The 24,173-nt window shown below is 65.7% G+C and carries 6 protein-coding genes; all 6 read right to left on the reverse strand.

Annotated elements, in window-relative coordinates:
• Positions 1-25: 25 nt before the first annotated feature.
• A complete protein-coding gene (locus tag ACPEES_RS18645; RefSeq protein WP_435105103.1) occupies positions 26-5,485 on the reverse strand; it encodes an amino acid adenylation domain-containing protein in 5,460 nt (1,819 codons plus the stop codon).
• A complete protein-coding gene (locus tag ACPEES_RS18650; RefSeq protein WP_435105104.1) occupies positions 5,482-17,100 on the reverse strand; it encodes an amino acid adenylation domain-containing protein in 11,619 nt (3,872 codons plus the stop codon). The genes ACPEES_RS18645 and ACPEES_RS18650 overlap by 4 nt, the downstream gene beginning before the upstream one ends.
• Before the next feature lie 4 nt (positions 17,101-17,104).
• Positions 17,105-18,889, reverse strand: a complete 1,785-nt coding sequence (locus tag ACPEES_RS18655) for an ABC transporter ATP-binding protein (protein WP_435105105.1) — start codon at positions 18,887-18,889, stop codon at positions 17,105-17,107.
• Positions 18,873-20,645 carry an ABC transporter ATP-binding protein gene (locus tag ACPEES_RS18660; protein WP_435105106.1) on the reverse strand — a complete coding sequence of 591 codons (1,773 nt, stop codon included), beginning with the start codon at positions 20,643-20,645 and terminating at the stop codon, positions 18,873-18,875. The genes ACPEES_RS18655 and ACPEES_RS18660 overlap by 17 nt, the downstream gene beginning before the upstream one ends.
• A gap of 34 nt (positions 20,646-20,679) precedes the next feature.
• Positions 20,680-22,779: a TonB-dependent receptor gene (locus ACPEES_RS18665; RefSeq protein WP_435105107.1), complete on the reverse strand. Its 2,100-nt coding sequence runs from the start codon at positions 22,777-22,779 to the stop codon at positions 20,680-20,682.
• A 226-nt stretch (positions 22,780-23,005) separates the two neighbouring features.
• Positions 23,006-23,854: a helix-turn-helix transcriptional regulator gene (locus ACPEES_RS18670; protein ID WP_435105108.1), complete on the reverse strand. Its 849-nt coding sequence runs from the start codon at positions 23,852-23,854 to the stop codon at positions 23,006-23,008.
• Between the last annotated feature and the right edge of the window lie 319 nt (positions 23,855-24,173).

A 24,173-nucleotide genomic window follows, 5' to 3' on the forward strand; every position in this document is an offset into this window, starting at 1 on the left:
TGATCTCCCAAGTCGCTAGTCCGATTCAATGCAAGGTGGCTGCGCCCTGAAGAACGCTCGCAATCCGCTGGACATGGGGCGACCGCATGCAGCCGAAGTGATCGCCGGGGATATCGACGACACGCAGACCTCCCAGAGAGACCTCTTGCCAGAAGGCGGTCATGTCTTCCCGCAGGCCCGGGAGGAAATACGTTCCCCCCTGCTGGCGCAAAAACTCGACCTCGCCGGTGTACAGGCCGGGCTCGTAGAGGGTCACGGCCTGGAGGCTGTGACGGAATACCCGGAAGAAGTGCTCAAAGCTGCGCTGGCCCCCTTCTCCGGCACTCGAAGCCGCCGCCATTGCGCGGTAGCGTTCCAGACGGTGTGCCGGCGGCTCTTCCGCCAGGCTAGCGAAAGACGCCGCGACCTCTTCCAGGCCAACGTGACGGTCAAGATCGGCGAACGCACCATTGGGAAGGCGACCGGGCGTAGCCGCCAACACGCGCTGCAGCGCCTGGCCGATGGCCGCGTCGTCTTCAGGGAAACCAGCCACCCCCGGATCCAGGCCGAGCACTCTCAGAAAGGCGTACTCGGCGAGTAGCTCGTCTTCTACCAGATAGGGAATCTTGTAGGAGCTGATCACCGTTACACCGGCCGCTGCATGCCCGCGCTCGGCGAGCTGCCGGGCCATCTCCAGCACGATGAGCCCACCCATGCAGTAACCCACTAGGCGCGGAGGCTCGTCCACGCCGGATCCCACCAAGTCATCCACATAACGGCTTGCCAGGGTTTCGATCAGCCGCTGCGGCGGAACCGCGAGGTACGTTTCCTTATCCGCAGGCGCCAGCCCGTAAAGCGCCCCGCCTTCGTAGACTTCCATCAATGGCTGGTATGGCAGCAGCGTTCCGCTGCCTTCGTGCACCAGCACCGTGGGCCGTCCCCGGTCAGCGGACTTGAGCTGCACCAGCGTACCGGGTGACTCCCGCGAGGTGTCGGGTTCCGGCATCTCCTCCTGGTCCAGCCATGTGGCCAGCGCCGTAATTGTGGGCTGCTCGAGTACCTTGCGGAGCATTCGGTCCCACTCTGGTGCACAGTCACCAAGCTCCTCGCGCAAACGCCCCACCAGTTGAGCGACCAGTAGCGAATCACCACCGCATTCGAAGAAGTCGTCGTCGACACCCAGATCGTCGATTTCCAGCACCTGGGTCCAGACGGCGTGGAGACGACGCTCGGTCTCGGTGCCGGGGGCGGTCCCGCGACCGCCCCGACGCGCCTCGCCGGTGCTGAGCCACTGCGTGAGGGTGGTTCGATCGATTTTGCCGTTACCGTTTAGCGGCAGAGCGTCCACGCAGTGTATATGCGTCGGCAGCATGTACTCCGGCAGGCGCTGCGCCATATGCCGGCGAACCGCGTCTTCGTCGATGCGCGCGCGGTCGGCCTTGAAGCGCGCGGCGAAGAAATGCTGGCCGACGGCGGATATGGGGTTGTCGGCCTCTGGCAGAACCAGGTGGTGATCGGCGCCCGCCCCCTCCAGCAACTGCAGCCACTTGTCACGCGGTACGAAAGTCATGTCTCCGCCGGCACGAAAGTCGGCGAAATCCGTGAGTCCTTCCTTGAACTCCATGGAGGTCATGAGCTGGTAGTTGTCCCGGGTCGCTTCGATGAACAGCAACCAGCCGCCCGGGCGCAGCAGCTCGCGAAGATGCGTCAGCACCACGGTTGCGTCGCGAGCGTTGTGCAGCACATTGGCGCAAACGATCACGTCCACGGAGTTGGGCGCATACCCCTGGCGGCGGTAATCCTCATTCACGTCGAACAAGCCAAAGCGCACGAACGGATAATCCGCGAACCGCTCGCGGGCCTCGTTGAGAAAGAACCGGGAAACGTCCGTGAATTGATAGTCCACCGGCAACTCGGCAAGCGCGGGGATCAACTCAGCGCTGGTACCGCCCACACCGGCCCCCACCTCCAGAATGCGCACTGTGTCATCGGTGGGAAAACGCTCGACGATTTGCCTTAGAGCGGTCGTTACCGCCGCGTTGAGATAGCGGCTGATGAAGTTGTCCTGATAAGCCGCCTCAGCAGTTTCCAGCCGGCCCTGCGGAAAGAGCAAATCAAGCGGGTCGATCTCGTCACGAAGGAGCTCCGGCAGGTGCTCGGTGCTCTCGCGCAGGTAGCGCATCAGCTCCCCGCCATAGTCGACTACCTGCTGCAGCCGATCGATTTTCTGCCACAACGCCCCGATATCCCTATCGTCAACGTTGGCGAGGTCGCGATAGCGGCCGGTCGCCGGGTCGAATTCGATCAGAGCGTTGTGCCACAGGGCCGTCAACCAGCGGCGCAACAGCCGCCGGTGCCGATCTGCCACATTGCCGAGGACTGCTATCTCGTCCGCCGTGTAAGCCGCGTCCGGCTCCGTGAAGGCGCCGACGCGGCGCAGCGCGCGCGTCATGCACAACAGCGCGACACGGTCCATGCGCTGTACTAGATCCTGCAGATCCTCGCCCCGAACCCCCTCCTCCATCGCGGCAGCCATAGCGCGCACTGACGCCTCCAGCGCCTCCCCGACGGCCTCCGCCGCATCGACTCGTGCGGGCTCGACAAACGCTTCGAGCCGTCCCCGCGAGCCCTCGCCGGCGACCAAAGTGATGCCCGCGCCGACGGCAGGATACGTCAGTAACGCCGACTCGATCTCCGCAAGCTCGATGCGGTGGCCCCGGATCTTCACCTGGTCGTCATCTCGGCCGAGAAACTCGATGTTCCCATCCGGGAGGTAGCGACCAAGATCCCCCGTGCGATAGAGCCGCTCCCCGGTGCGCGGATGCGCCAGGAAGCTCGCCCGGCTCCGCTTCTCGTCGCGCCAGTAACCCGAAGCCAGGCTAGCCCCGCCGATATAGAGATCGCCCGGCACCCAGTCCGGACAGCTCTCCATGTGGGCATCCAGCACATGGAACGTTTGATTGGTCAGCGGGCGTCCGTAGGGAATGCTCACCCAGTCCGCAGGCACCTCGTCGACCGGATAATGGATGGACCAGATGCCGGCTTCGGTCGCGCCGCCAAGGCTCAGCAGCGTCACATCCGGCACACGCCGGCGGAGCTCACCCGGGAGACCGACGGGTATCCAGTCTCCGCTCAGTAGCGCCACACGCAGGCTACCGAGGCGGATATCGTCCTCGTCCATGCAATCGAGCAGCATCTGTAGCTGCGCCGGGACGGAGTTCCATACCGTAATGCCATGCTCACCGATTAGATCGGCCCAGTGCGCAGGGTCCCGGCGCCGTTGCGGATCAGGAATCACGAGGGATCCGCAAGCCCCCAATACCCCGAAGACGTCATACACGGACAGATCGAAGCCGAGCTGAGCCAGTGCCAGAATGCGGTCCCCGGGCCAGACGCAGCAGCGGCGGTTAATGTCCTCGATGGTGTTCAGCGTCGCACGGTGGGTCATCATGACGCCCTTGGGCTCGCCCGTGGAGCCGGAGGTGTATATGAGATACGCGAGGTCATCAGGTCCCACCGACCGATCCAGCCCCAACTGCGGAGAGCAGGGTTGAACCGTGTCGACGGCTACCTCATCCACCTCCTGGGGCCATTCCAGCGTGCCCGACAGGGCGGACTGGGTAAGCACCGTTCGGACACCCGCGTCGGTCATCATGCGATTGCGTCGCTCGACCGGCTGCGTCGTATCAATGGGCAGATAAACGGCACCGGCCATCGACGCACCCAGCACCGCCGCCACCTGCTCCCAGCCGCGCTCCATAACCACCGCCACCGGCTCGGCGCACTCGACATGCCGCTGCTGCAGGGCGCGAGCCACACCGTTGGCGCAGGCAAGCAACTCCCCATAGGTCAGGCGTGTCGTCCCGGCAATAACCGCCACGCAATCGGGCCGCCGTCGCGCCCAGGTGACGAACCGCTCGTGCAGCAAGCCATCGGGCAGACGCCCGGCAGTATCGTTCACTGCTCGGCGGCGCTCCGCCTGAACAGCGGGGAGCGGCACCGGACGTGGTTCGTTCCATGCGCCCACGTCATCGATCATGCGCCACAGCAAGGACCGAAAGGCTTCGAACATCGACTCGACGACGCCTTCCGGAAATACCCCTTCGAGCACGTCCCAGTTGACGCTTAGCGCACCATTGCGCTCCATGACCTGACAGTCGATCCAGACCTGGGGCGTCTGGCTGATGCCGTAGTCTGCGGTGCCGCTGCCCAACAGCTGACCTTGTTCCACGTCGTCCGCGGTGAGCCCCAGGGTGCTCGTGAAGACCACGGGCATCATCGCCGCGCCCTGGCCATGCCGACGGGAGATCTCGCGCATCACTTCAACGCCGCTGAACAGGCGGTGGTCCATGTCCTGCCACAGCCGGGACTGCAGGGTCCGCGCCAGTTCCACGAGCGTCGCCCCGTCATCGGCGTGGACCGCGAGCAGCTCCACGGAGGTGAAATCCCCGACCAGCCGCTCCACCTGCTCGTGCAGGGGCAAGCGGTTGAGCAGTGTAAGATTGAGGGCAAAGTCCGGGCGCCGGCTCCATCGGGCGATCACCGCAGCATAGGCGACGAGGACCGCGACCGAGGGCGTAATCTCGCGTTGTCCGGCCGCGTCTCGCAGCTGCTGCCAGTACTGGGCCGGGAATTCGAGCTGGAAACGCTCAAACGACGGTGCGGTAGCGCAGCGCCGCGACCGTACGGGCAAATCCGGAGCCGGCGGCAGAGTCTCCGCGCGCTCCAGCCAATATCGCCGTGCCCGCTCGTAGGCGACTCCGCTGCGCAGTCGGCGCTCCGCCAGAACGTAGTCACGGAAGCTCACGTCCAGCCCGGACAGCGGGGATTGCGGATGCGTATACACCCGGTCAAGCTCGGCCAACAGCTGCTGAATGCTGAGAAAATCGGCGATGAGCAGATCGATGGAAACGTGCAGTACCGTCCGCCCGGAAGTGCGTGTGATCCGCAGCTCGAACAACGGCCACACGTCAGGACGGTAGACTTTGTGTGACAGCTCCGCACGAACGTCATTCAGTGCCCGATCGACGGAATCCTCCGGCTGGTCCCGCAGATCGAGCATTGGAATGCTGTAGTCCGGCACCTCAGCAAGAACCTGTTGGTATCCCTCCTTGTGAACCACCGCCCGCAGCATGTCATGGCGGCGAATCAGCACCTGCCATGCATGTTCGAGACGGGATCGATCGAGATCCGGAAAACTGATCTCGAAGTAGCCGTGACAACCAGTGCTGCCATATTCGAAGGCTTCGCTGCGCCCCATTAGATACGCCGCCTGGACGTCGGTAAGAGGGAAAGGCTCGCAGCGTCCCTCGTCGTCCGGCTCCAGGGTTACGGTGGCACCGCGCCGAAGATAGGCCAGCACCTCCGATTTGTGGTGTTTCAGTCGCGCGGTCCTCTCGGGTGTCATTACCCCTTTCGGCGCTCTGAACCGCAGCACGTCACCGGCCTCTTCCCAGAATCTTACGCCGGCGCTCTCCAGGTCGCCGATCAGCTGCTCTACGCTCATATCGCGCCTTCCTCCAGAATCTGGCTTCCCTGTTCGTCCTCGAGCCGCTCGATCTCCGCAGCCAGTGCCGCCACGGTGGCGGCTTCGAACAACCGGCCCAGCGACAACTCCACACCGAACTCCCGATAGACCGCTTCCACCAGCCGAGTGGCCAAGAGAGAGTCGCCGCCCAGGGCAAAGAAACTCTCCTCCCGGCCAATGCCGGTACGCTCCAGCAGCGCCTCCCATATCCGGGCCAGGGACCTTTCGGTATCCCCCTCTGGGACAGCGGCAACAGCGTCAGCGACTGCCTGGGCCGAATGCTCCGCCAGTGCGTTGCGATCCACCTTTCCGTTCGCAGTCAGCGGCAGCTGTGCGTGCGCGCTGCAGTGCTCGGGCACGGCGTATTCCGGTAGCTGCCCGGTGGCGAATGCGATCAACTCGCTCTCCGACGACGCCATGTCGGGCGTAACGTGGGCGTGCAGACGGCGGTGCACGCCTTCGCCCACGGCAATCACGACCGCTTGCTGCACGGCGGGGTGCCGTCGCAGCGCTGCCTCCACCTCACCCAGCTCGATGCGGTGACCTCGCAGCTTCACCTGCGTATCCAGCCGCCCGAGAAACTCCAGCGTCCCGTCCGGCCAGTAGCGCCCCAAATCCCCCGTGCGGTACCAGCGCTCGCCCGCCGACTGCACAAACTGCTCCGCCGTGCGCCCCGCATCCCCGTAGTAGCCCTGCGCCACACCCGCACCACCGATCCACAGCTCACCCGCCACCCAGTCCGGGCAGTCCCGGCAACGCTCGTCCACCACCCGATAGCATTGGTTGCGCAGCGGATACCCGTACGGAATCGAGCGCCAGTGCCCCGGCACCTCCTCCACGTCGAAGGCGTTCGACCAGATCGCCGCCTCCGTCGCACCGCCCAGCGCCGTGAGCTTCGCCCCGGGACTGCAACGGCGCAGCCGCTCGCGCAGATCCAGTCCCACCCAGTCACCCGAGACCAGCACCTGGCGTAGCGTCTGCGGCAGCACCTCACCACGCCCCTCGACATGGATCAGCAACATCTCCAACAGCGCCGGCACGCTGTTCCACAGCGTCACGCCCGCTCGCAGGTACTCCAGCCACGCCGACGGCTCCCGGTACTCCTGCTCGGAGACCAGCACCACCGACCCGCCAGCGCCCAGCACCCCGAAGAGGTCGTACACCGACAAATCGAAATGCAGCGCCGACAGCGCCAGCACCCGATCCGCCTCGCCCACGCCGTAGCGCTCGTTGACCGCTTCCACCGTGTTCACCGCCGCCGCGTGGCTGACCATCACCCCCTTCGGCTCCCCCGTGGAGCCCGAGGTGTAGATCACGTAGGCCAGCTCCTGCTCAGCGCGCGCCACCGCCTCGCCCAGCGGCTCGTCCTCGCGCGCCGCCTCCACCGACAGCACCTCCACGCCCTCGGGCCACTCCAGCGCCACGGCCTGCTCCGCCGTGCTCAACACCCGCTTAACCCCGGCGTCGGCATAGATGCGGGCACGCCGCGCCAGCGGCTGATCCGCCGCCACCGGCACGTACACCCCGCCCGCGAAGAGCACACCCAGCACCGCCGCGACCTGCCCCGATCCCCGGGCCTGGGTCACCGCCACCGTCTCGCCCGGTTGCAGCCCCCGGGCACGCAGCCGCGCGGCAATGCGCCGCGCCCAGTCCGCCAGTTCGCCGTAGCTGAGCTCGCCGCCGGCGCCCAGAAGCGCCGGGCGCCCCGGCGCCCGCGCCGCCTGCGCGAAGAAGCCCTCGTGCAGCAGCGCCCCACTACGCAGCGCCGCCGTGGCGTTAACACGCTCACGCACCGCGCGCTGATCGGCCGGACGCAGATCACCCACCGGCTCCTTCCATACCGACTCCGAGTCCGCCAGCCGTTCCAGCAACCCGCAGTAGGCCTCGAACATCGCGTCCAAAACCCCCGCCGGGAACAGATCCTCCACGGCATCCCAGTTGAAATGCAGCTGCCCCTGCTGCTCGAAGACCTGATGGTCGAGCCAGACCTGGGGCGTCTGGGATACGCCCCAGACGCGTTCCGGGAAGTCGCGGGCGGCAAACTCGGAGACGGCGTCGTCGACTCCCAGCGCGCTGGTGAAAACCACGGGCATGGCCGCATCGTCAGTGCCGCTCACGCGCGCCAGTTCCCTCATCACCCACACCGCCGACACCTGGCGATGCGCGAGATCACGCCAGAGCTGTGCCTGGAGCCGTTGAGCGCCGGTCAACCAGGACTCGCCTATTTCCGGGCGGAAGGAGATGAGCAGCAACGAAGTGAAATCGCCCAGAATGTGATTGATATCCGGGTGCACCTCGCGCCGGTCGAAGAGCGTCAGGTTGATGGTGAGCTCTGCCCGCGCACTCCACGCCGAAAGCACCTCGCCGTAGCAGGCGAGCAGCAGGGTGGACGGCGTCAGGTCATAGCTCCGCGCCAAGGCTTTGAGCCGCTGCCAGCGCCCGACATCCAGCTGCGCCTGCCGGCGCACGAAACGCGGCCGCCGGATCTGAGCCGGATCCCGCGCCAGAGGCAGTCGCGGGGCGGGCGGCAGCTGGTAGAGCCGCTCTCGCCAATAGGCCTCGGCGGAGGCTACCTCGGTCTCGGTTCCCGAACCGACACTGAGCACGTAATCCCGGAAGGAGACGTCCACCGGCGGCAACTCGGCGCTGGGGTCCTCGTAGAGCCGGGCGAGCTCGGTGAACAGTATCTGCATGCTTAAGCCGTCGAGGACAATATTGTCGAGACTCACCCCGAGGCGCGTACGATCGCCATAGCGCACCGCCCTCACGTCGAACACAGGCCAGCGCCTTGGGTCGAGCACCTGGTGAGACATGGCTTCGCGCAACTCGGACGCGCCGTCGTCGCCATCGGCGTCAACCACCCGAATCCTGAACAGGGGCACTTCGGCGAGAATCCGCTGACGACCGTCGTCGTCGAACACGGCGCGGAGCATCTCGTGCCGGCGTATCAGACGGTTCCAAGCCGCCTCCAACCGGGGCAGGTCCACGTGCGCGCCGTCGAACTCGGTGTAGAAGTGAGTGCCGACACCTCCGAGCACGAAATCCTCGCGGCGACCGAACCAGTAGGCCTGCTGAACGTCGGTGAGTGGAAACGGCCTATGGCGGCCATCAGGATCCGTCTCGAGCTCCGGCCCGGACTCGTCGGGCTCTCCCAGACACAGCGTGGCCGCGAAATCACGTAACACCGGATTGGCAAACAAAGCCGCCAGCTCGCCGCCATGAACACCGACCGCCTCCAGGCGAGCCATCAGGCGCGTGGCAATCAGGCTGTCGCCACCCAAGTGGAAGAAGCCCGATTCCCGCCCCACGTCGTCGACACCCATAAGCTCCCGCCACAGCTCGGCCACGCGGTTTTCGAGCTCGCCCTGCGGTGGCGACAGCGCGGCTGACGCGTCGAAAACCAGTGTTTCCACCTGACGCTCCAGACTGGCACGGTCGATCTTGCCGTTTGCGGTCAGCGGCAGGCGGCGCAGGCGCAGCAACGTCTCCGGGAGCATGTAGTCGGGCAACTGCCCCGCCAGCCAATCTCCGAGGGTGGCCGTGGGGCAGTGGCATAGCGACTCTAGCTGCCGGGCGTGCAACAACCATACGGGCGTACCCTCGACGATCCGGGAAGCCCCCGCGGCCTCGAGTCCGTAGCCGGTAAACCGCTCGCACCATGCCTGTGGCGGAAGCAGCGGCGTACCAGCATCGCGGCGCGAGTCCGCCAGACCGGTGAAGCCTCGCTCAACCAAAGCCACGGTCAGCAGCGCCAATGGCGAGAGTTCGGCGGTTTCCAGAGCAAGCAGCAGGCCTCCGGGTGCGAGCAGAGCGCTTGCCTGATTCAGGGCGGTATCGAGCTGTGGGTACCGATGCAGAGCATTGTTTGCGAGCACTATGTCGAAACCGTGGCGCAGCGGCTCGGGTACCCCTTCGGCCGGTAGTCGCTCGAACCGCAGCGCATCGGCATCATCCGCGAGTCTCGTCGCTGCGGCTCGCAACTGAGCCTGCGATCGCTCCAGCAAGGTATACGCCATCCATGCCGGTCCGAGCTCTGCCAGCAGCCGCTCAGCGGTCAGTCCACTGCCGGCGCCCAGCTCCGCGACCCGAGGCGGCCGTCCAAGGCGTTCGGCGATCTGCACCAACCATCCCGCCAGCCGGTCCAATGCGACCCGCTGAGCGGGTTGAACCCCCACTAGGACTTCGGGAGCCAGCACGGAATCGTCCAGCAGCCCGACGGGATCCTGCTCCCCACGCAGCATCGCCGCGATATCGCCCAGACGCTCGGTCAGACGCTCGGCCACGGGGACCAGCATCTCGGCACCGGAACGAGCGACCGTCGCCATCGGATCGGCGCAAGCGGCCACGGCGGCAAACCGTTCCGCGGGCACGAAACCGGTCTCCGTCTCACCGAGTACATCGCGCGAGGCCAGCCAGTGGAGCCATCTATGCAGCAGCGCCCGCATGCCGCTCGCCAAGCCCAGCTGCCGCTCCATATCGGCGACCGCACATGCGCCGGCGTCGAAGTCGATACTTTCATTCAGCAGCCGCAGCATCAGCGTTTCCGCCAGCTCGGCTTCGGCACGCTCGTAGCCGTCCCGATCAGGCAGCTCTAGTACCGGCGTGTCGTCCAGGGTTTCGGCCGTGGCGTTCGACAGCTCATGCTGTGCGGTAAGCACCGTATCACCCGCCGCGTCGTCGACGACCACCGCCGCGGCGATCCGTCGCTCGGACTCTCCCACCACCATGGCCGCGGCGTGCTGCACGGCGGGGTGCCGTCGCAGCGCTGCCTCCACCTCACCCAGCTCGATGCGGTGACCTCGCAGCTTCACCTGCGTATCCAGCCGCCCGAGAAACTCCAGCGTCCCGTCCGGCCAGTAGCGCCCCAAATCCCCCGTGCGGTACCAGCGCTCGCCCGCCGACTGCACAAACTGCTCCGCCGTGCGCCCCGCATCCCCGTAGTAGCCCTGCGCCACACCCGCACCACCGATCCACAGCTCACCCGCCACCCAGTCCGGGCAGTCCCGGCAACGCTCGTCCACCACCCGATAGCATTGGTTGCGCAGCGGATACCCGTACGGAATCGAGCGCCAGTGCCCCGGCACCTCCTCCACGTCGAAGGCGTTCGACCAGATCGCCGCCTCCGTCGCACCGCCCAGCGCCGTGAGCTTCGCCCCGGGACTGCAACGGCGCAGCCGCTCGCGCAGATCCAGTCCCACCCAGTCACCCGAGACCAGCACCTGGCGTAGCGTCTGCGGCAGCACCTCACCACGCCCCTCGACATGGATCAGCAACATCTCCAACAGCGCCGGCACGCTGTTCCACAGCGTCACGCCCGCTCGCAGGTACTCCAGCCACGCCGACGGCTCCCGGTACTCCTGCTCGGAGACCAGCACCACCGACCCGCCAGCGCCCAGCACCCCGAAGAGGTCGTACACCGACAAATCGAAATGCAGCGCCGACAGCGCCAGCACCCGATCCGCCTCGCCCACGCCGTAGCGCTCGTTGACCGCTTCCACCGTGTTCACCGCCGCCGCGTGGCTGACCATCACCCCCTTCGGCTCCCCCGTGGAGCCCGAGGTGTAGATCACGTAGGCCAGCTCCTGCTCAGCGCGCGCCACCGCCTCGCCCAGCGGCTCGTCCTCGCGCGCCGCCTCCACCGACAGCACCTCCACGCCCTCGGGCCACTCCAGCGCCACGGCCTGCTCCGCCGTGCTCAACACCCGCTTAACCCCGGCGTCGGCATAGATGCGGGCACGCCGCGCCAGCGGCTGATCCGCCGCCACCGGCACGTACACCCCGCCCGCGAAGAGCACACCCAGCACCGCCGCGACCTGCCCCGATCCCCGGGCCTGGGTCACCGCCACCGTCTCGCCCGGTTGCAGCCCCCGGGCACGCAGCCGCGCGGCAATGCGCCGCGCCCAGTCCGCCAGTTCGCCGTAGCTGAGCTCGCCGCCGGCGCCCAGAAGCGCCGGGCGCCCCGGCGCCCGCGCCGCCTGCGCGAAGAAGCCCTCGTGCAGCAGCGCCCCACTACGCGGCGCCGCCGTGGCGTTAACACGCTCACGCACCGCGCGCTGATCGGCCGGGCGCAGATCACCCACCGGCTCCTGCCATACCGACTCCGAGTCCGCCAGCCGCTCCAGCAACCCGCAGTAGGCCTCGAACATCGCGTCCAGAACACCCGCCGGGAACAGATCCTCCACGGCGTCCCACGCCAGCAACAAGCCGCCGCGGTATTCCATCACCTGGTGATCGAGCCACACCTGCGGGGTCTGGGATATCATCCAGCCAACACGGCCAAGACAATCCTCGGTGTCCTCGCCCAGCAGATCCCGGCCCAGATTGCTGGTGAACACCACAGGCGCAGCCATTGGCCGATCCGGATACAGCCGGGCAAGGTCCCGGAGAACCTCCACACCGGAATACGCGCTGTGGCCCACCACTTCCGTGAACTGCCGCTGCAACGCCGCGGCACGTTCCGCCAGCGTGCGAGACTCGGTGGCATCGACGTCCAGCAGCGTGAGCGTCGTGAAGTCCGCAACCAGCCGTTCCACGCCGGGTACCAGATCGCGGCGATTGAAAAGCGTCAGGTTGAGCAGAAAGCGGGCGTTACTGCTCCAGGCCGCCAGCACTTCTGCATAGCAGGCGGCCAGCATCATCGAAGGCGTCACGCCGTTGGAGCGGGCCCGCTGCTGAAGCGCCACCCAGCGGTCCGGAGACAGACGATGACTACGGCGCCGGAAGCGCGGCTGCCGGAGCTGGGACGGGTCCGCCTCCATAGGCAGCCCCGGGGCCGGTGGCAGATCGGGCAATCGTTGCTGCCAATAGGCCTGCGAACGCTCCCGCTCTGCGGCCCCCGTTTCCTCCAAAGCCGCGCGATAGCGGGGAAACTCTGACTCGATATCCGGCAGCCTCGCATTCGAATCGCGATAGAGCTCCGCCAACTCCTCCAGCAATATCCGGATGCTGAACGCATCCGCGACGAGCATGTCGATGTTGAAATGCAACCGGCTGCGGCCCTTGGGCAACAGCGAGAGCTGAATGTCGAATACCTCGCCATCCGCCACCGCCAGCTTGCGATGCGACAGCACCTCCCGCAGTGCCGTCAGCCGCTCCTCCAGCGCACCGGCATCGGCGCCGGTCAGATCATGGACCGTCAGTCCCGGCCAGGCGCCTTGTTCGTCGATACGCTGGCGGCCGTCGGCGAGAAATCGCGCCCGCAACATGCCGTGACGTGCGATCAACGCGGAAACCGCACGCTCCAGTCGCGCCGGCTCCAGCCCGGCGCCGTCGAATTCCGCGTATACGTGACAACCCACGCCTCCCAGAGGTTGAGCCTCGTCGCGGCCGATCCAGTACGCGTGCTGTACGGACGTGAGCGCGAACGGTGCGGCATCATCCACCACAGTGGCGGGCAGGAAGGGCGCGGTATCGGCGGCACCCCCTTCGCTCAGCAATCGCGACCAGGCATTGACGGTGGGCGTCTCAAACAGCGCGTCAAAGGTCACGGCAATGCCGTCGGACTTCAGCTTCGATACGAGATCCATGGCCATCAGCGAGTCGAGCCCGAGGCCAATCAGATCGTCCTCGTCGCCGATGCTCCGGGGCTCGATCTCCAGGAGTTCGGCTACCTCGCGGCGCAACCGCTCGAGATCCCAGGATCCCTGCTCCGAATTGTCAGCCGATGGCGTATCGAAGTCGGTCGGGGCATCCACGGGATACCAGTAACGCCGGCGTTGGAAGGGGTATAGAGGCAGGGACATGACGGGAGCGCGAATTCCGTCCACGACGCCCCAGTCGAGCGGAGCCCCAAGCTGCCAGGCTTCGAAAAGGCCAGACCGTCCCCCGTCCGACGGGTCCAGGACCACCGACCGCTCCGTCCCCTGCGCCGACGTCAGTCGCAGGAGAACACCCGAATCCGTCACGGCATCACCGGTATCGTCGGCTTCGCCGACCACGGAATCGGGCCGCAAACCAAGCATTCCCAGCAGCGCGACCAACGCACTCACTGTCGATTCCCCAGGCTGTGACACGGCCTCCGGCAGCCAGCTCTGGAGACCATCGAGCAGAGCCGCCGCAGCATTCGCATCCGGCAATCGCAGTGTTATGCGGCCCGGCTCCAAGGCGTACGCGGCGTGCGGGCGTTCCAGTCGCCCAATCAGCGTTTCCGCGTCATCGGCGCACACCAGCGCTCGCCATGACAGCCGGTGAGTACGCTGCTGGCGCCAGGCAGCCAGTATGTCCGCCCGTTCATCCGGGGAAGCTTCGAAGAGACACCGTGCGAGCGCCATGGCCATTTGCTGTAACGCCTGCTCGTCGGCCGCCGCCAACGGCACCCAGCCCTTCCACGGCGCGGTCGGAACGGACCCGTCGGCATGAGGTGCCCCCTCCACCAGCACATGACCGATGGTGCCGTTGAAGCCGAAGGAGCTAACGCCGATACGTGCCACCCTCCCGGCCGGCTCCAGCGTCCGGGTGTCACGGGGCAGCTCGAAGGTCGAGCGCCCGGTCCGGATCTCGGGATTGAGCTCGGTGAACGTGGGGCTGCCGGGCCAGCGGCCCGTGTGCAACGCTGCCAGCGCCCGCGCCAGACCGGCAGCGCCGGCGGCCGCCTCCAGGTGGCCGACGTTGGTCTTCACCGATCCCAACAGCATGGGGCGGGACCGATCGCCGAACACCGTCTCCAGGGCCGAGAATTCCAGCGGGTCACCCAAAGGCGTGCCGGTGCCGTGCATCTCCACGGCATCGACAGCATCAGGCGACAGCCCGGCACGACCCAGCACACGGCGAATCAGACGCGCCTGGGCGTCCGCGTTGGGCACCGTCAGGCCACCGCTGGCGCCGTCCTGCTGCAAGGCGCTACCCCGCACGACACCGAGAATGCGGTCGCCATCCCGGCGCGCGTTGGTGAGCGGCTTGAGCACGAATACCGCCGCGCCTTCGCCGCGGGCATAGCCATCCGCATCGGCCGACAACGTCGCGCAGCGCCCCCGTGGCGAAAGCATGCCGGCCACGGTCAAGGCGTTCTCCGTTTCGGGAGAGAGCAGGATGTTGACACCGCCGGCCAAGGCCAGGTCGCATTCACCGTCGTCCAGATACCGCATCGCGGTATCGAGTGCGGCCAACGACGCCGAGCAGGCGGTATCGATGACCATTGCCGGTCCAACCAGGTTCAGATGGTAGGCGACTCTTCCGGCACTCGAGCTCATGCTCGCGCCCTGCGCGTAGTACCCCCGGACGCAGTCCGTCCGGCCGGCCCGCAGCGGCATCATGGCGTAATCGTTGTGTCCCTGACCCAGGAAAACGCCCACCGGTTCACCGGCTAACCGCTCTGCGGGAAGCCCTGCATGCTCGATGGCATGCCAGACCGTTTCCAGAAGGATTCGCTGCTGCGGGTCGGTGGCCTCGGCCTCATTCGCCGACAGCCCGAAGAAACCGGCGTCGAACCCGTCGACGGAGTCGAGGTAACCACCCGGTTGCGTCAACGGCACGCCGTCGCGCTTGCGGGCCTCTGGCACGGGACCCGTCGCGCTGTCAGCGCTCAGCAGCCACTGTGAAAAGCCACCGAATTCCGCCGGAGCACCCGGCAGACGCAGACCGACACCGATGATCGCGACCGGCTCCTGAATGGATACTCCGCGTTCCCGGAGCGCTTCGGCGTCGTTGGACTGCCCCTGCAGCGCCGCGCTGAGTCGCCGCAGGCTCGGATAGCGGAAGACAGTGCCGGGCACGAGGCCGATACCGAATCGCTGTCCAAGCAATGCACACCAGCGAGTGGCTCGCAGCGAATCGAGGCCAAGATCGGCAAAGCCTTCGTCCACGCCGACACCTCCAAGCCCCAGCATCTCGCAGAGGGAGTCGTGCAGCCGGGTCAGCAGGGCGTCGTCGCTGCGCTCACTCGGTGTGGCATCCGACAGCGAATCCCGTTCGCGGCGATACAGCAAGCGCAACTCCGACTCGTGATAGCGCCGGGCCATCTCCTGGCGGCGAATCTTGCCGCTGGAGGTCTTGAGCAGGCTGCCCCTCGGTATAAGCGCGATCCTGTCCGCTACCAGTCCGTGCTCCACATACACGGCCCGGGCCATGACGTCGACCGCCTCAGCGAGCTTTTCGCGCGCCGCATGGCGGTTCATCTCCGCCATGAGCACCAAAGCACCATCATCGCCCTGCTGCACCGCACACGCGCCGCCGACGCGAATACCCTCAACCTCCCGCTCCAGGGTCAGTTCCAGGTCGTTGGGGTGGTAATTGGCGCCGTTGACCACGATCAAGTCCTTGAGGCGCCCGCAGACGAATAGCTCACCACCGTCCAGGAACCCGAGATCCCCTGTGCGCACGAACGGTCCGCGACCATCGCAGAGGTGCGCCCCGAAAACGTCCTGGCTGTCGCCTTCGTTCCGCCAATACCCGGAGGCGGCGCTTTCGCCCTTTATCCAAATCTCGCCCACGGACCGCTCCGGCAACTCCTCGGCGTCTTCCGGACGGACGATCGCCAGCTCCCAACGGTCGAAATAATCGCCGCAGGAGACCAGGGTGCGGCCGGAGCCGTCGGCGCACGGCGCGGCGGTGCCGCACGCCATCGCCTCGACGTCGTAGCAACCGATTCGCCAGCCACGGGGGCGATGGCTGATGGAGACACACAGCCCTGCCTCGGCCAGTCCATACCCGGGGGTCATCGCCTGTGCCGCAAACCCCGCAGCAGCGAAGTGGCGGCAGAAACGCTCCAACGTCTCCGGACGCACGGGCTCGGCGCCGTTGACGGCATAGCGCACGGCCGTGAGATCCAGATCCTCGACCGCTTCCGCGGGCACTACGTCGCTGCACAGGCGATACGCGAAGTCCGGCGCTACCAGCCAGTTGGCCCGATAGTCCGACGCCGCTCGGAGCCATCGCAGCGGTTCGGAAGCGAATGACTGTGGCGAGAGCAGTGTGCAGGTGCCACCGGTGAGAAGCGGTACGAGCAGCCCCAGCACGACGCCCATGTCATGGTACAGGGGCAGCCACGTGGCCATGTGGATGGGATCCGACGCATCCCATATGCGGTGGAACAACGCCACCTGTGCCAGGAGATTGCGATGCGTGTTGCACACACCTTTAGGCCGTCCGGTGGAGCCCGAGGAATACTGCAGAAAGGCGATGGCGTCCTCCGGGCAGTCGCAGGGCGGCATCGGGCTTTCCTTCTCTGGCACGTCGTCCACCCGCTGCACGTCCAGCGCGGCGATCAGCGGCTCCCCACCAGCCCGTTCCTGCACCTCGCCCGTAGTGAGTACTAGAGTCGGCTCCGCATCCCCCATGACATGCTCGAGCTGCTCAATTACACGGCGCACGCGCGCCGGACCGGGGAGATTCACGGGCACTGCAATCACCCCGGCGTGAATCGCCGCGAGCAGACCCAGAGCCATATCCGCCCCGCTAGGGGTAAGCAGCAGTGCACGCTCGCCGGGAGCGTGGTGCACCGCGATCCTTGCTGCCAGCCTTTGTACGCGGTCATACAGATCGGCATAACGCCAGTTCACGACTTCCCGGCCGTCGGTCCCGACGAAGCGCAACGCGGTCCGCTCAGAATGACTGGCCGCCACCGACGCCAGGCGCCGGGCAACGGTGTCTGCTGCCATCGAATCACTCCCTTGTGGCTGCTGGTCGCCGACTCTCGGACAGCTCCGGGAAATCCCCCGTATCGGTGCCCTCATTCAGCGCAGCGTCGTGTTCCCGCCAGAGCGCCTGATACGTGCCGTTGCCGGCGAGAAGCTGCTCATGGGTGCCCTGCTCCGCCAACCGTCCACCGTCGAGAACCAGGATCCGGTCGGCGTAGCGGATGGTATGTAGCCGGTGTGCGATGACGATCACCGTGCGGCCGCGCACGAGCGCTTCGAGCGCCCGCTGGATTTCCCGCTGGGCGTAGGGGTCGACGGAGGCCGTCGCCTCGTCGAGGAGCACGACCGGGGCGTCCTTGAGCAACGCCCTGGCGATCGACAGCCTTTGGCGCTCGCCGCCGGAGAGCCGCGCCCCGCCTTCGCCGATACGCGTGTGGTAACCGTGGGGTAGACGCTGCACGAATGGGTCACAGTAGGCGGCGCGGCAAGCACGTACGACGGCGTCGTCGTCGGCGTCCGGCCGGCCCATACGCACGTTGTCCAGCACCGTGGCGTCGACCAGTTGCACGTCCTGGAAGACGAAGCCCAGCTCGGCATATAGCTCGTTCGTGCCAAGCTCGCGAATATCCACTCCGCCCAGGGTTATACGGCCCCGCTGGGGATCGTGGAACCGGGCCAGAAGTCCGAGAAGGGTGGACTTCCCGGCCCCGGAGGGGCCGACCACCGCCGTTACCGCCCCTGACGGTGCCCGGAACGAGACATCGTGTAGCACCCACTCGTCCGCGTAACGAAAGCTCACGTTCTCGAACACCACGTCGCTGCCCTCGGGAGCGGTAGCGCCCAACCGCTCGGGTAGCGCGGGCTTGTCCAGCAACTCCCGGATGCGGGCCTGGCTCTCGGCCATGAAGCGCACCTCGGTCAGGTAGGCAGCCGCGTCCAGCAACGGGCCCAGCACCCGGTAACCAATGAGGATGAACAACAACCAGCCGAGCGGATCGAGCCCGCCACGAGCGGCCAGGGCCGCGCCGGTGAGCAGCAGCAACACCAGACCCAACTCCACGCCCAGGCGGTAGAACTGCACGGTGCCACCCCCCCAGGCCTCGACACCCATGCTGGTGTGACGAATGCCCGCAAACAGGCGTTCGAGACGCTGCAGCATGGCGTCGGTACGGTGGAATAGCCTCAGGGTGCGAATACCGGCGAGGAATTCGACCACCACGGACGTGGCGTGGCTGACCTGGCTCTGCTTGCTTCGACTCGCTCGCAGGAACCACCGGCTCAAAAAGTTCAGCGCGGCCACGGCGAGCGGAACGGCCGCGACCAGTGCCAATGCCAGCCGCCAGTCCACCAGGAACAACGCGACGGTAATCAACAACGGCACGGCAGCGGCCGCCACCAGCTCGGCGGTCAGATGGGTGAAGATATCCTCCACACGCTTCATGTCGTCGGTGAGGACCGACGCGAGACCACCAATACGCCGCTGCTGAAGCTCTCCCAGAGGCAGGCCGCGCAGATGGTCGATGACGCGGGCCCGGTAGCACATGATGAGGTCGTAGGTGCCCAGGAAGCAGTCCAGCTGACCCAAGTAGGAGAACAGCAGCTGACCGGTCAGGCAGACGAGTAGCCCGAGGACGACGAGACCCACTCCGAACATGTCCAACTCGCCTGCGAGCACCTCGCGAAGCGCCAGGTAGGCCAGCAAAAAGGGCAGACTGCCGAAGGAAAGCTCCAGGATCCGGAATCCGATGCCCCGATACAGCCGCCTCGGCCGCTCGCCGGCCCGCCGAATGACATCAGTGAATACCGACACGGGATTCCTCCTCGGTACGCAACTGCCACGCGTGACTCTCGAACTGGCTCTCCCAAAGCTCACGATAGAGGGGGCACCGTTCCAACAGCTCCGAGTGCCCGCCGGCGTCGGTCAGTCCCCCGTCATCGAGCACGAGCACCTGATCCGCGCCATCGACGGCGTACAGCCGATGAGCGACAACCAACACTGTCTTATCGGGATAGGCACGGCGCAGCGCTCGGTAGAAGGCCTGCTCGGTGAGCGTGTCTGCGAATGCAGTGGCCTCGTCGAGAACGAGTATCGGTGTGTCCGCAAGCAGGGCCCGGGCGATGGCGATGCGCTGGCGCTCGCCGCCGCTTAGACGAACCCCCTGCTCTTCCACACGGGTGAAGTAGCCCTCCGGCAGATCCCGGATGAACTGATCTGCCTGGGCGATCCCGGCGGCGCGCTGCACCTCCGCATCGGTGGCGTTCGGCCGGCCGAGGCGGAGGTTGTCCAGAAGTGTGCCGCGGAACAGAAACGCCTCTTGGGGCACCACGGCCACCAGCCGAGTCCGCTGGGCTTCGGAAAGTCGTGCCAGGGGGACGTCCCCGATACGAATCTCCCCCTGATCCGGCACCTGCAGTCCACCGAGGAGATTGACCACGGTGGTTTTTCCCGCTCCGGAAGGCCCCACCAGCGCAGTCATCCTGCCCTCGGGCAGCCGGAAGCTCACGGCCTCGAGCGCATTACGCGCGCCATAACCGAACCGGACCCCATCGAAGGTGACGTCATGGCGAACCGGCGGATCGGTGGCCGTTCGGGTATCACTCGGTGCCGACACAAGCAAGGGTTGGATACGACGCACTCCGCCGAGGATTTCGCGAATCAGTGAGGCGAAGTGCATCACCTTGAATAGCGGCCTCAGCAGACCGGAGCCGGCCATCAGACAGAGGATGAGCTCGGGCACGGTCAGCGCGCCGTGCAGATTGAGCCACAACCCCACAGGCAGCACGACGGTGATATTCGCACCCAGCAGCACCATGAATGCCGACCACCCCGGCACGGCCTGCCGGGTGAAATCCGAGACCAGATGCCGGTAACGCTCGAGGCTGTCGTTCATGGCCCGGAACGAGCCGGCGGTCTGCCGGAATGCCTTCATGACCGGCATGCTGCGTACGTACTCCACCGTGGCACCGTTCAGATCGGCCACGGCCTGGTTGTACTCATCGATGCGCTCACCAATGTCACGGAAAAGGACCGCCTGGACGGCAATGGCGAGGGGCACCGTGGACAGGGCCGCCAACGCCATTCGCCAATCCACCCAGAACAGCAGGATGCCGACGAAAAGCGGTCCCAGGACGGCGGCCACAAGCTCGATCGTATGGTGGGCGATGAAAAGCTCCAATCGCTCGACGTCCTGGAAGACGATCTTCTTCAGCGTGCCGGTGGTGTAGGCCTGCAGGCGGGTCAATGGGATTGAGGCGATCCGCCGGACCAGATTCCGGCGGATCTCGAAAAGCAGCCGGTAAGCGGCATAGTGACTGAGATAGCCGGCGAGCGTATAAGCAGCGTATTTCCCCACCAGTGCCAGGGTCAGCCAGCCGGCCAGGCCCGTCAGCTGGCTGGCCACCGCATTCCCGGCCAGCACCACCGCCGCCGCCCGGTAGAGCAACCAGTAAGGCCACAGCTCCAGCGCCACCGCCGCCACGGCAAGGGCCATCGCGATGAGCAGGCGCGTGCGCTCGGGACGTAACAGCGTAATGAGCGTTGCCCATTCGCGGTTTTCAGCCGACATCCTTAGCACTCCTTCGTGGGCAGCGGAGACCGAGCTACCAACGGCCAGTCACGGAAATTCCAACGGAACGAGGCTCGCCGGCGCGGGCAAACCACTGATCGTCGAGCTCGAAGGCACGCGTGGCGTAGACCTCGTCAGTGGCGTTGTTCACCCAGGCTGTCGCCGCAAATCGACCGTTGTCGTAACCAAGGCGGAGATTGAGCAGTTGGTAGGCATCTTCTTTCTGCTCGTTGGCGAGGTCGTAATAGAAGCGTCCTGTTCCCAACCAATCGGCGCGCAGGTAGACGTCATCAGTGAAGCGGTACTCGGCCGCCAGGCTGAATGTTTGCCGTGGGGCGTTGGGTGGGCGTTTACCCGAATAGTCCACGTGCCCGACAGGCTGGCCGGTGTCCGGGTCGTACACGGTATCCGTGTACTCCACGAAGTGGGCATCGTTGTAGCCGACCCCGGCCTGCAACAGAAATGCGTCAACCGGGCGCCACGCGAGCTCAAGCTCCACGCCCCGGCTCCTCGAGCGCCCAGCATTCTGAGTCACCGATTGGGGATAGAGCTGCTGCTCGACCTGCTGATCCTTCCACTCGATCCAGAACAATGCCATGTCGGTACGCAACCGCCCGTCCAGCCACCGAGCCTTCATGCCCAGCTCGTAGTTGGTGGTGTACTCGGGATCGAATTCCAATCGGTTTTCCGGCGCCTGGGTATTGAACCCGCCGCTGTTGTAGCCGCGTGCGATGCTTGCATAAGCGGACCTGTCGCGGGAGAGCGCGTAACGGGCGGTGAAGCGGGGCAACCAGGCGTCGAAGGCCTCCCTGTCCTCGACCCGCGAAGGCGCCATGCCGAAGGCGGACAGATCCGGCTCGGTCCGGCTGCGATGTGTAAGATCCTGGGTTTCGCGGTCATACCGCAAACCGCCGGTGAGCTCCAGACGGTCCGACACCGGCCACGTAACCTGCCCGAAGGCGGCATAGCCCCGGGTATCCACAACACTGGAACGCACGTCCGTAAACGGCGGAACCCCCATGGACGGCATTCCCTGACGCATCTCGGTGTCGACGCCTCGGTCATCTTCTTCGTCGAAGTAGTAAAGCCCGGCGAGCCAGCGCGGGCCCGGACGGCCCTCGGGCGAGGCGAACCGCAGCTCCTGGGAGAGCCGGGAAATGTCGGTATCGAGATGCAGGCGAACACGGTCCTCCGCGGTGAAGTCCATGTCCATGTGCTCGCGTTTGTCCTCCCGCGTCGCAGCGCTGATGGCAGTGACAGTCACGTCGTGGGCCTTGTATTCGGCGTGCACGCTGGCGTTGTAAACGTCGGTATCCGCTTCGCCGACGAAATCGGAATTCACTTCTCCCGGCGAACGGCGCACCTGCTCCACGGGCGCAAATGACGTGGAACCGTCGCGATAACGCTGGGCATCGAGCGTCGTCGTAACGTCCCATTTGCCTGACGGGTTCCAGCGCACCTTAAATCGCCCGTTACTGTCATTGCGCTCGTCCACGTCGTCCCGGCCATCAGAGCGGCGCGTAAAGTATCCGTCCGTGACCTGCACACGCGCGGCACCACGGTACGACCACGACGGGGAGCCGAGCGCACCGCCGGCGACTGCCTCAACGCTTCTGCGGTTATCGCTCCCCACCCCCACGCTGACTTCCGCCTCGGGGTACGGCTGCGGGTCGCGCGTGATCACGTTGATCACGCCACCACCGGTGTTGCGGCCATAGAGCGTGCCCTGCGGGCCCCGGAGCACTTCGACCCGCTCCACGTCCAGCAACTCGGTATCGAACGTCGTGTAGTGCACACCGTCGATGAAGAATCCGATCGACTGTTTGCCCTCGACGGCGGGCGTTATCCCGCGCAATGAAAGAAAGCCGGCATCCGAGTGATGACCGGCTCGAATCATGTGCAGGTTCGGAACCCGCTGCACCACGTCGAGCGTGTCCTCGCTGCCTGAGCGACGCAGCTCGTCACCCGTGAGGACCGTCAGGGCAGCAGGGACCTCGAAACCGGTCGACGGCGTCTTCTCCGCGGTTACCGTAATCGGAGCAAGGCTATGATCGGCTGATTCCTCGGCGTCGGCCGTTGCAGCGACGACCAACAGCAGTGTGAAAGGGGCGACACACCTGGGTTTCTCGCGCATAACTATAATGGGACGCGTTCTCATCTTTGGAACGGCGAGCGTACGCTGAGCCATCGCGTTTGGCTTGCCCCGGAAGGATTATTTCTTGCTCAGAACGGAGCGAGGACGGTCACCGGCCCGACCGACGCGCTACACAACAAGCAGGCAAAAGCAGCCTAGGCCGCCGGCCCTATCCAGGCGGGAAGCCATTCGCTGTATTCAAGAGGATCCGCGACGGATGGGGCCGCTACGGTCCCACGTCAGGCGGTGCGTCCGAGCGGCGCCGGTGCGTCATGCGGTAGCGGCCAGGTGAAATTCCGAAGCGGGTTTTGAAGGCCTCGCTGAAACGCGCCACACTGGCATAGCCAACAGCCATTGCAGCACGTGTCACGTTGTAGTCCTTCGTCTCCATGAGCATGCGGGCCCGGTGCAGGCGCTGCTCGCGGACGAAACCGTAGACGGTGGTTCCGAACAGCTCTTTGAATCCTTTCTTGAGCTTGAATTCATTGAGCCCACTGCGCAGCGCCAGCTGGCGAAGCCCAGGCGGCTCAACCAGCTCATTCACCAGCACGTTTCTGGCACTGCGCAGGCGAGCGACATCCGTAGCTGACACCGAGGACGCACGAGCCAACTCAGAAGACTCGCCGAACAACAGCGCGAAGAGCTCGGTGGTTTTCGCCTGACGATACAATGCGGAGGCCGACGGCGAGACCGGGGGGTTTTTAAGCTGCTCGAGAATCAATTGAAACGCAGGCTCGAGTGGACGTTCGTAATGGAACGGGCGCTCCTTTTCAATAGCCGTAAGCAAACGCGCGAAATCAGCGCCGCCACGACAAAGCGATCTACCAAAGGCCTTGCTATCGAGGCGAAGGCTAGTGCTATGCGTCCGGCCGCCGAATTGCACTCGGCCCACAAGGCCCGGCGCATAGATCACGTGTATCGTCCGGCGCCATGTCGTAGCGTCAAAGAGCCCGTCGACAGCCGCATGCATACTGCTGTCATCGCAAGTGACAATCTCCAGTACGTTGTAGTCCATGGTGGAGGTAACGTGAAGATCCCCGGTGAGGGCCTGATCCAGTTCCCATAGCTGCCCCATGGTACCCACCGGACTGATGCATGCCCGCCCATGCCCGAATCGTGATGGCAATGCAAGTGTGGTGGCTCCCCCCGCGGTGTCGTGACCTCCGGCCTCTGGGGCAGATTGGTACAGCTCCAGCAAGTCCCTTGCCTCGACGCTGTATGCCATTGCCGCGACTCCCACACTTCTTCAGTAACACGAATGATAATCATTATTATAAAAAGCGCAAGGAGCACCCCTCCGGGCCTACATGGAGTCCTCCCAAGTTCATCAGCTTATGCCTGATTTTTCGGGTTGAGCGGGGCGTGGAGTACCGCAGATCAGTAAGTTGGGCTGG

The sequence above is a fragment of the Arhodomonas sp. AD133 genome, from assembly GCF_051195215.1.
Taxonomy (GTDB): Bacteria; Pseudomonadota; Gammaproteobacteria; order Nitrococcales; family Nitrococcaceae; genus Arhodomonas.

Excerpts from the sequence above, each read along its gene's own strand:
- ACPEES_RS18660 (WP_435105106.1), bottom strand. The coding sequence starts at position 20,645 with ATGTCGGCTGAAAACCGCGAATGGGCAACGCTCATTACGCTGTTACGT.
- ACPEES_RS18650 (WP_435105104.1), bottom strand. The coding sequence starts at position 17,100 with ATGGCAGCAGACACCGTTGCCCGGCGCCTGGCGTCGGTGGCGGCCAGT.
- ACPEES_RS18665 (WP_435105107.1), bottom strand. The coding sequence starts at position 22,779 with ATGCGCGAGAAACCCAGGTGTGTCGCCCCTTTCACACTGCTGTTGGTC.
- ACPEES_RS18670 (WP_435105108.1), bottom strand. The coding sequence starts at position 23,854 with ATGGGGCAGCTATGGGAACTGGATCAGGCCCTCACCGGGGATCTTCAC.
- ACPEES_RS18645 (WP_435105103.1), bottom strand. The coding sequence starts at position 5,485 with ATGAGCGTAGAGCAGCTGATCGGCGACCTGGAGAGCGCCGGCGTAAGA.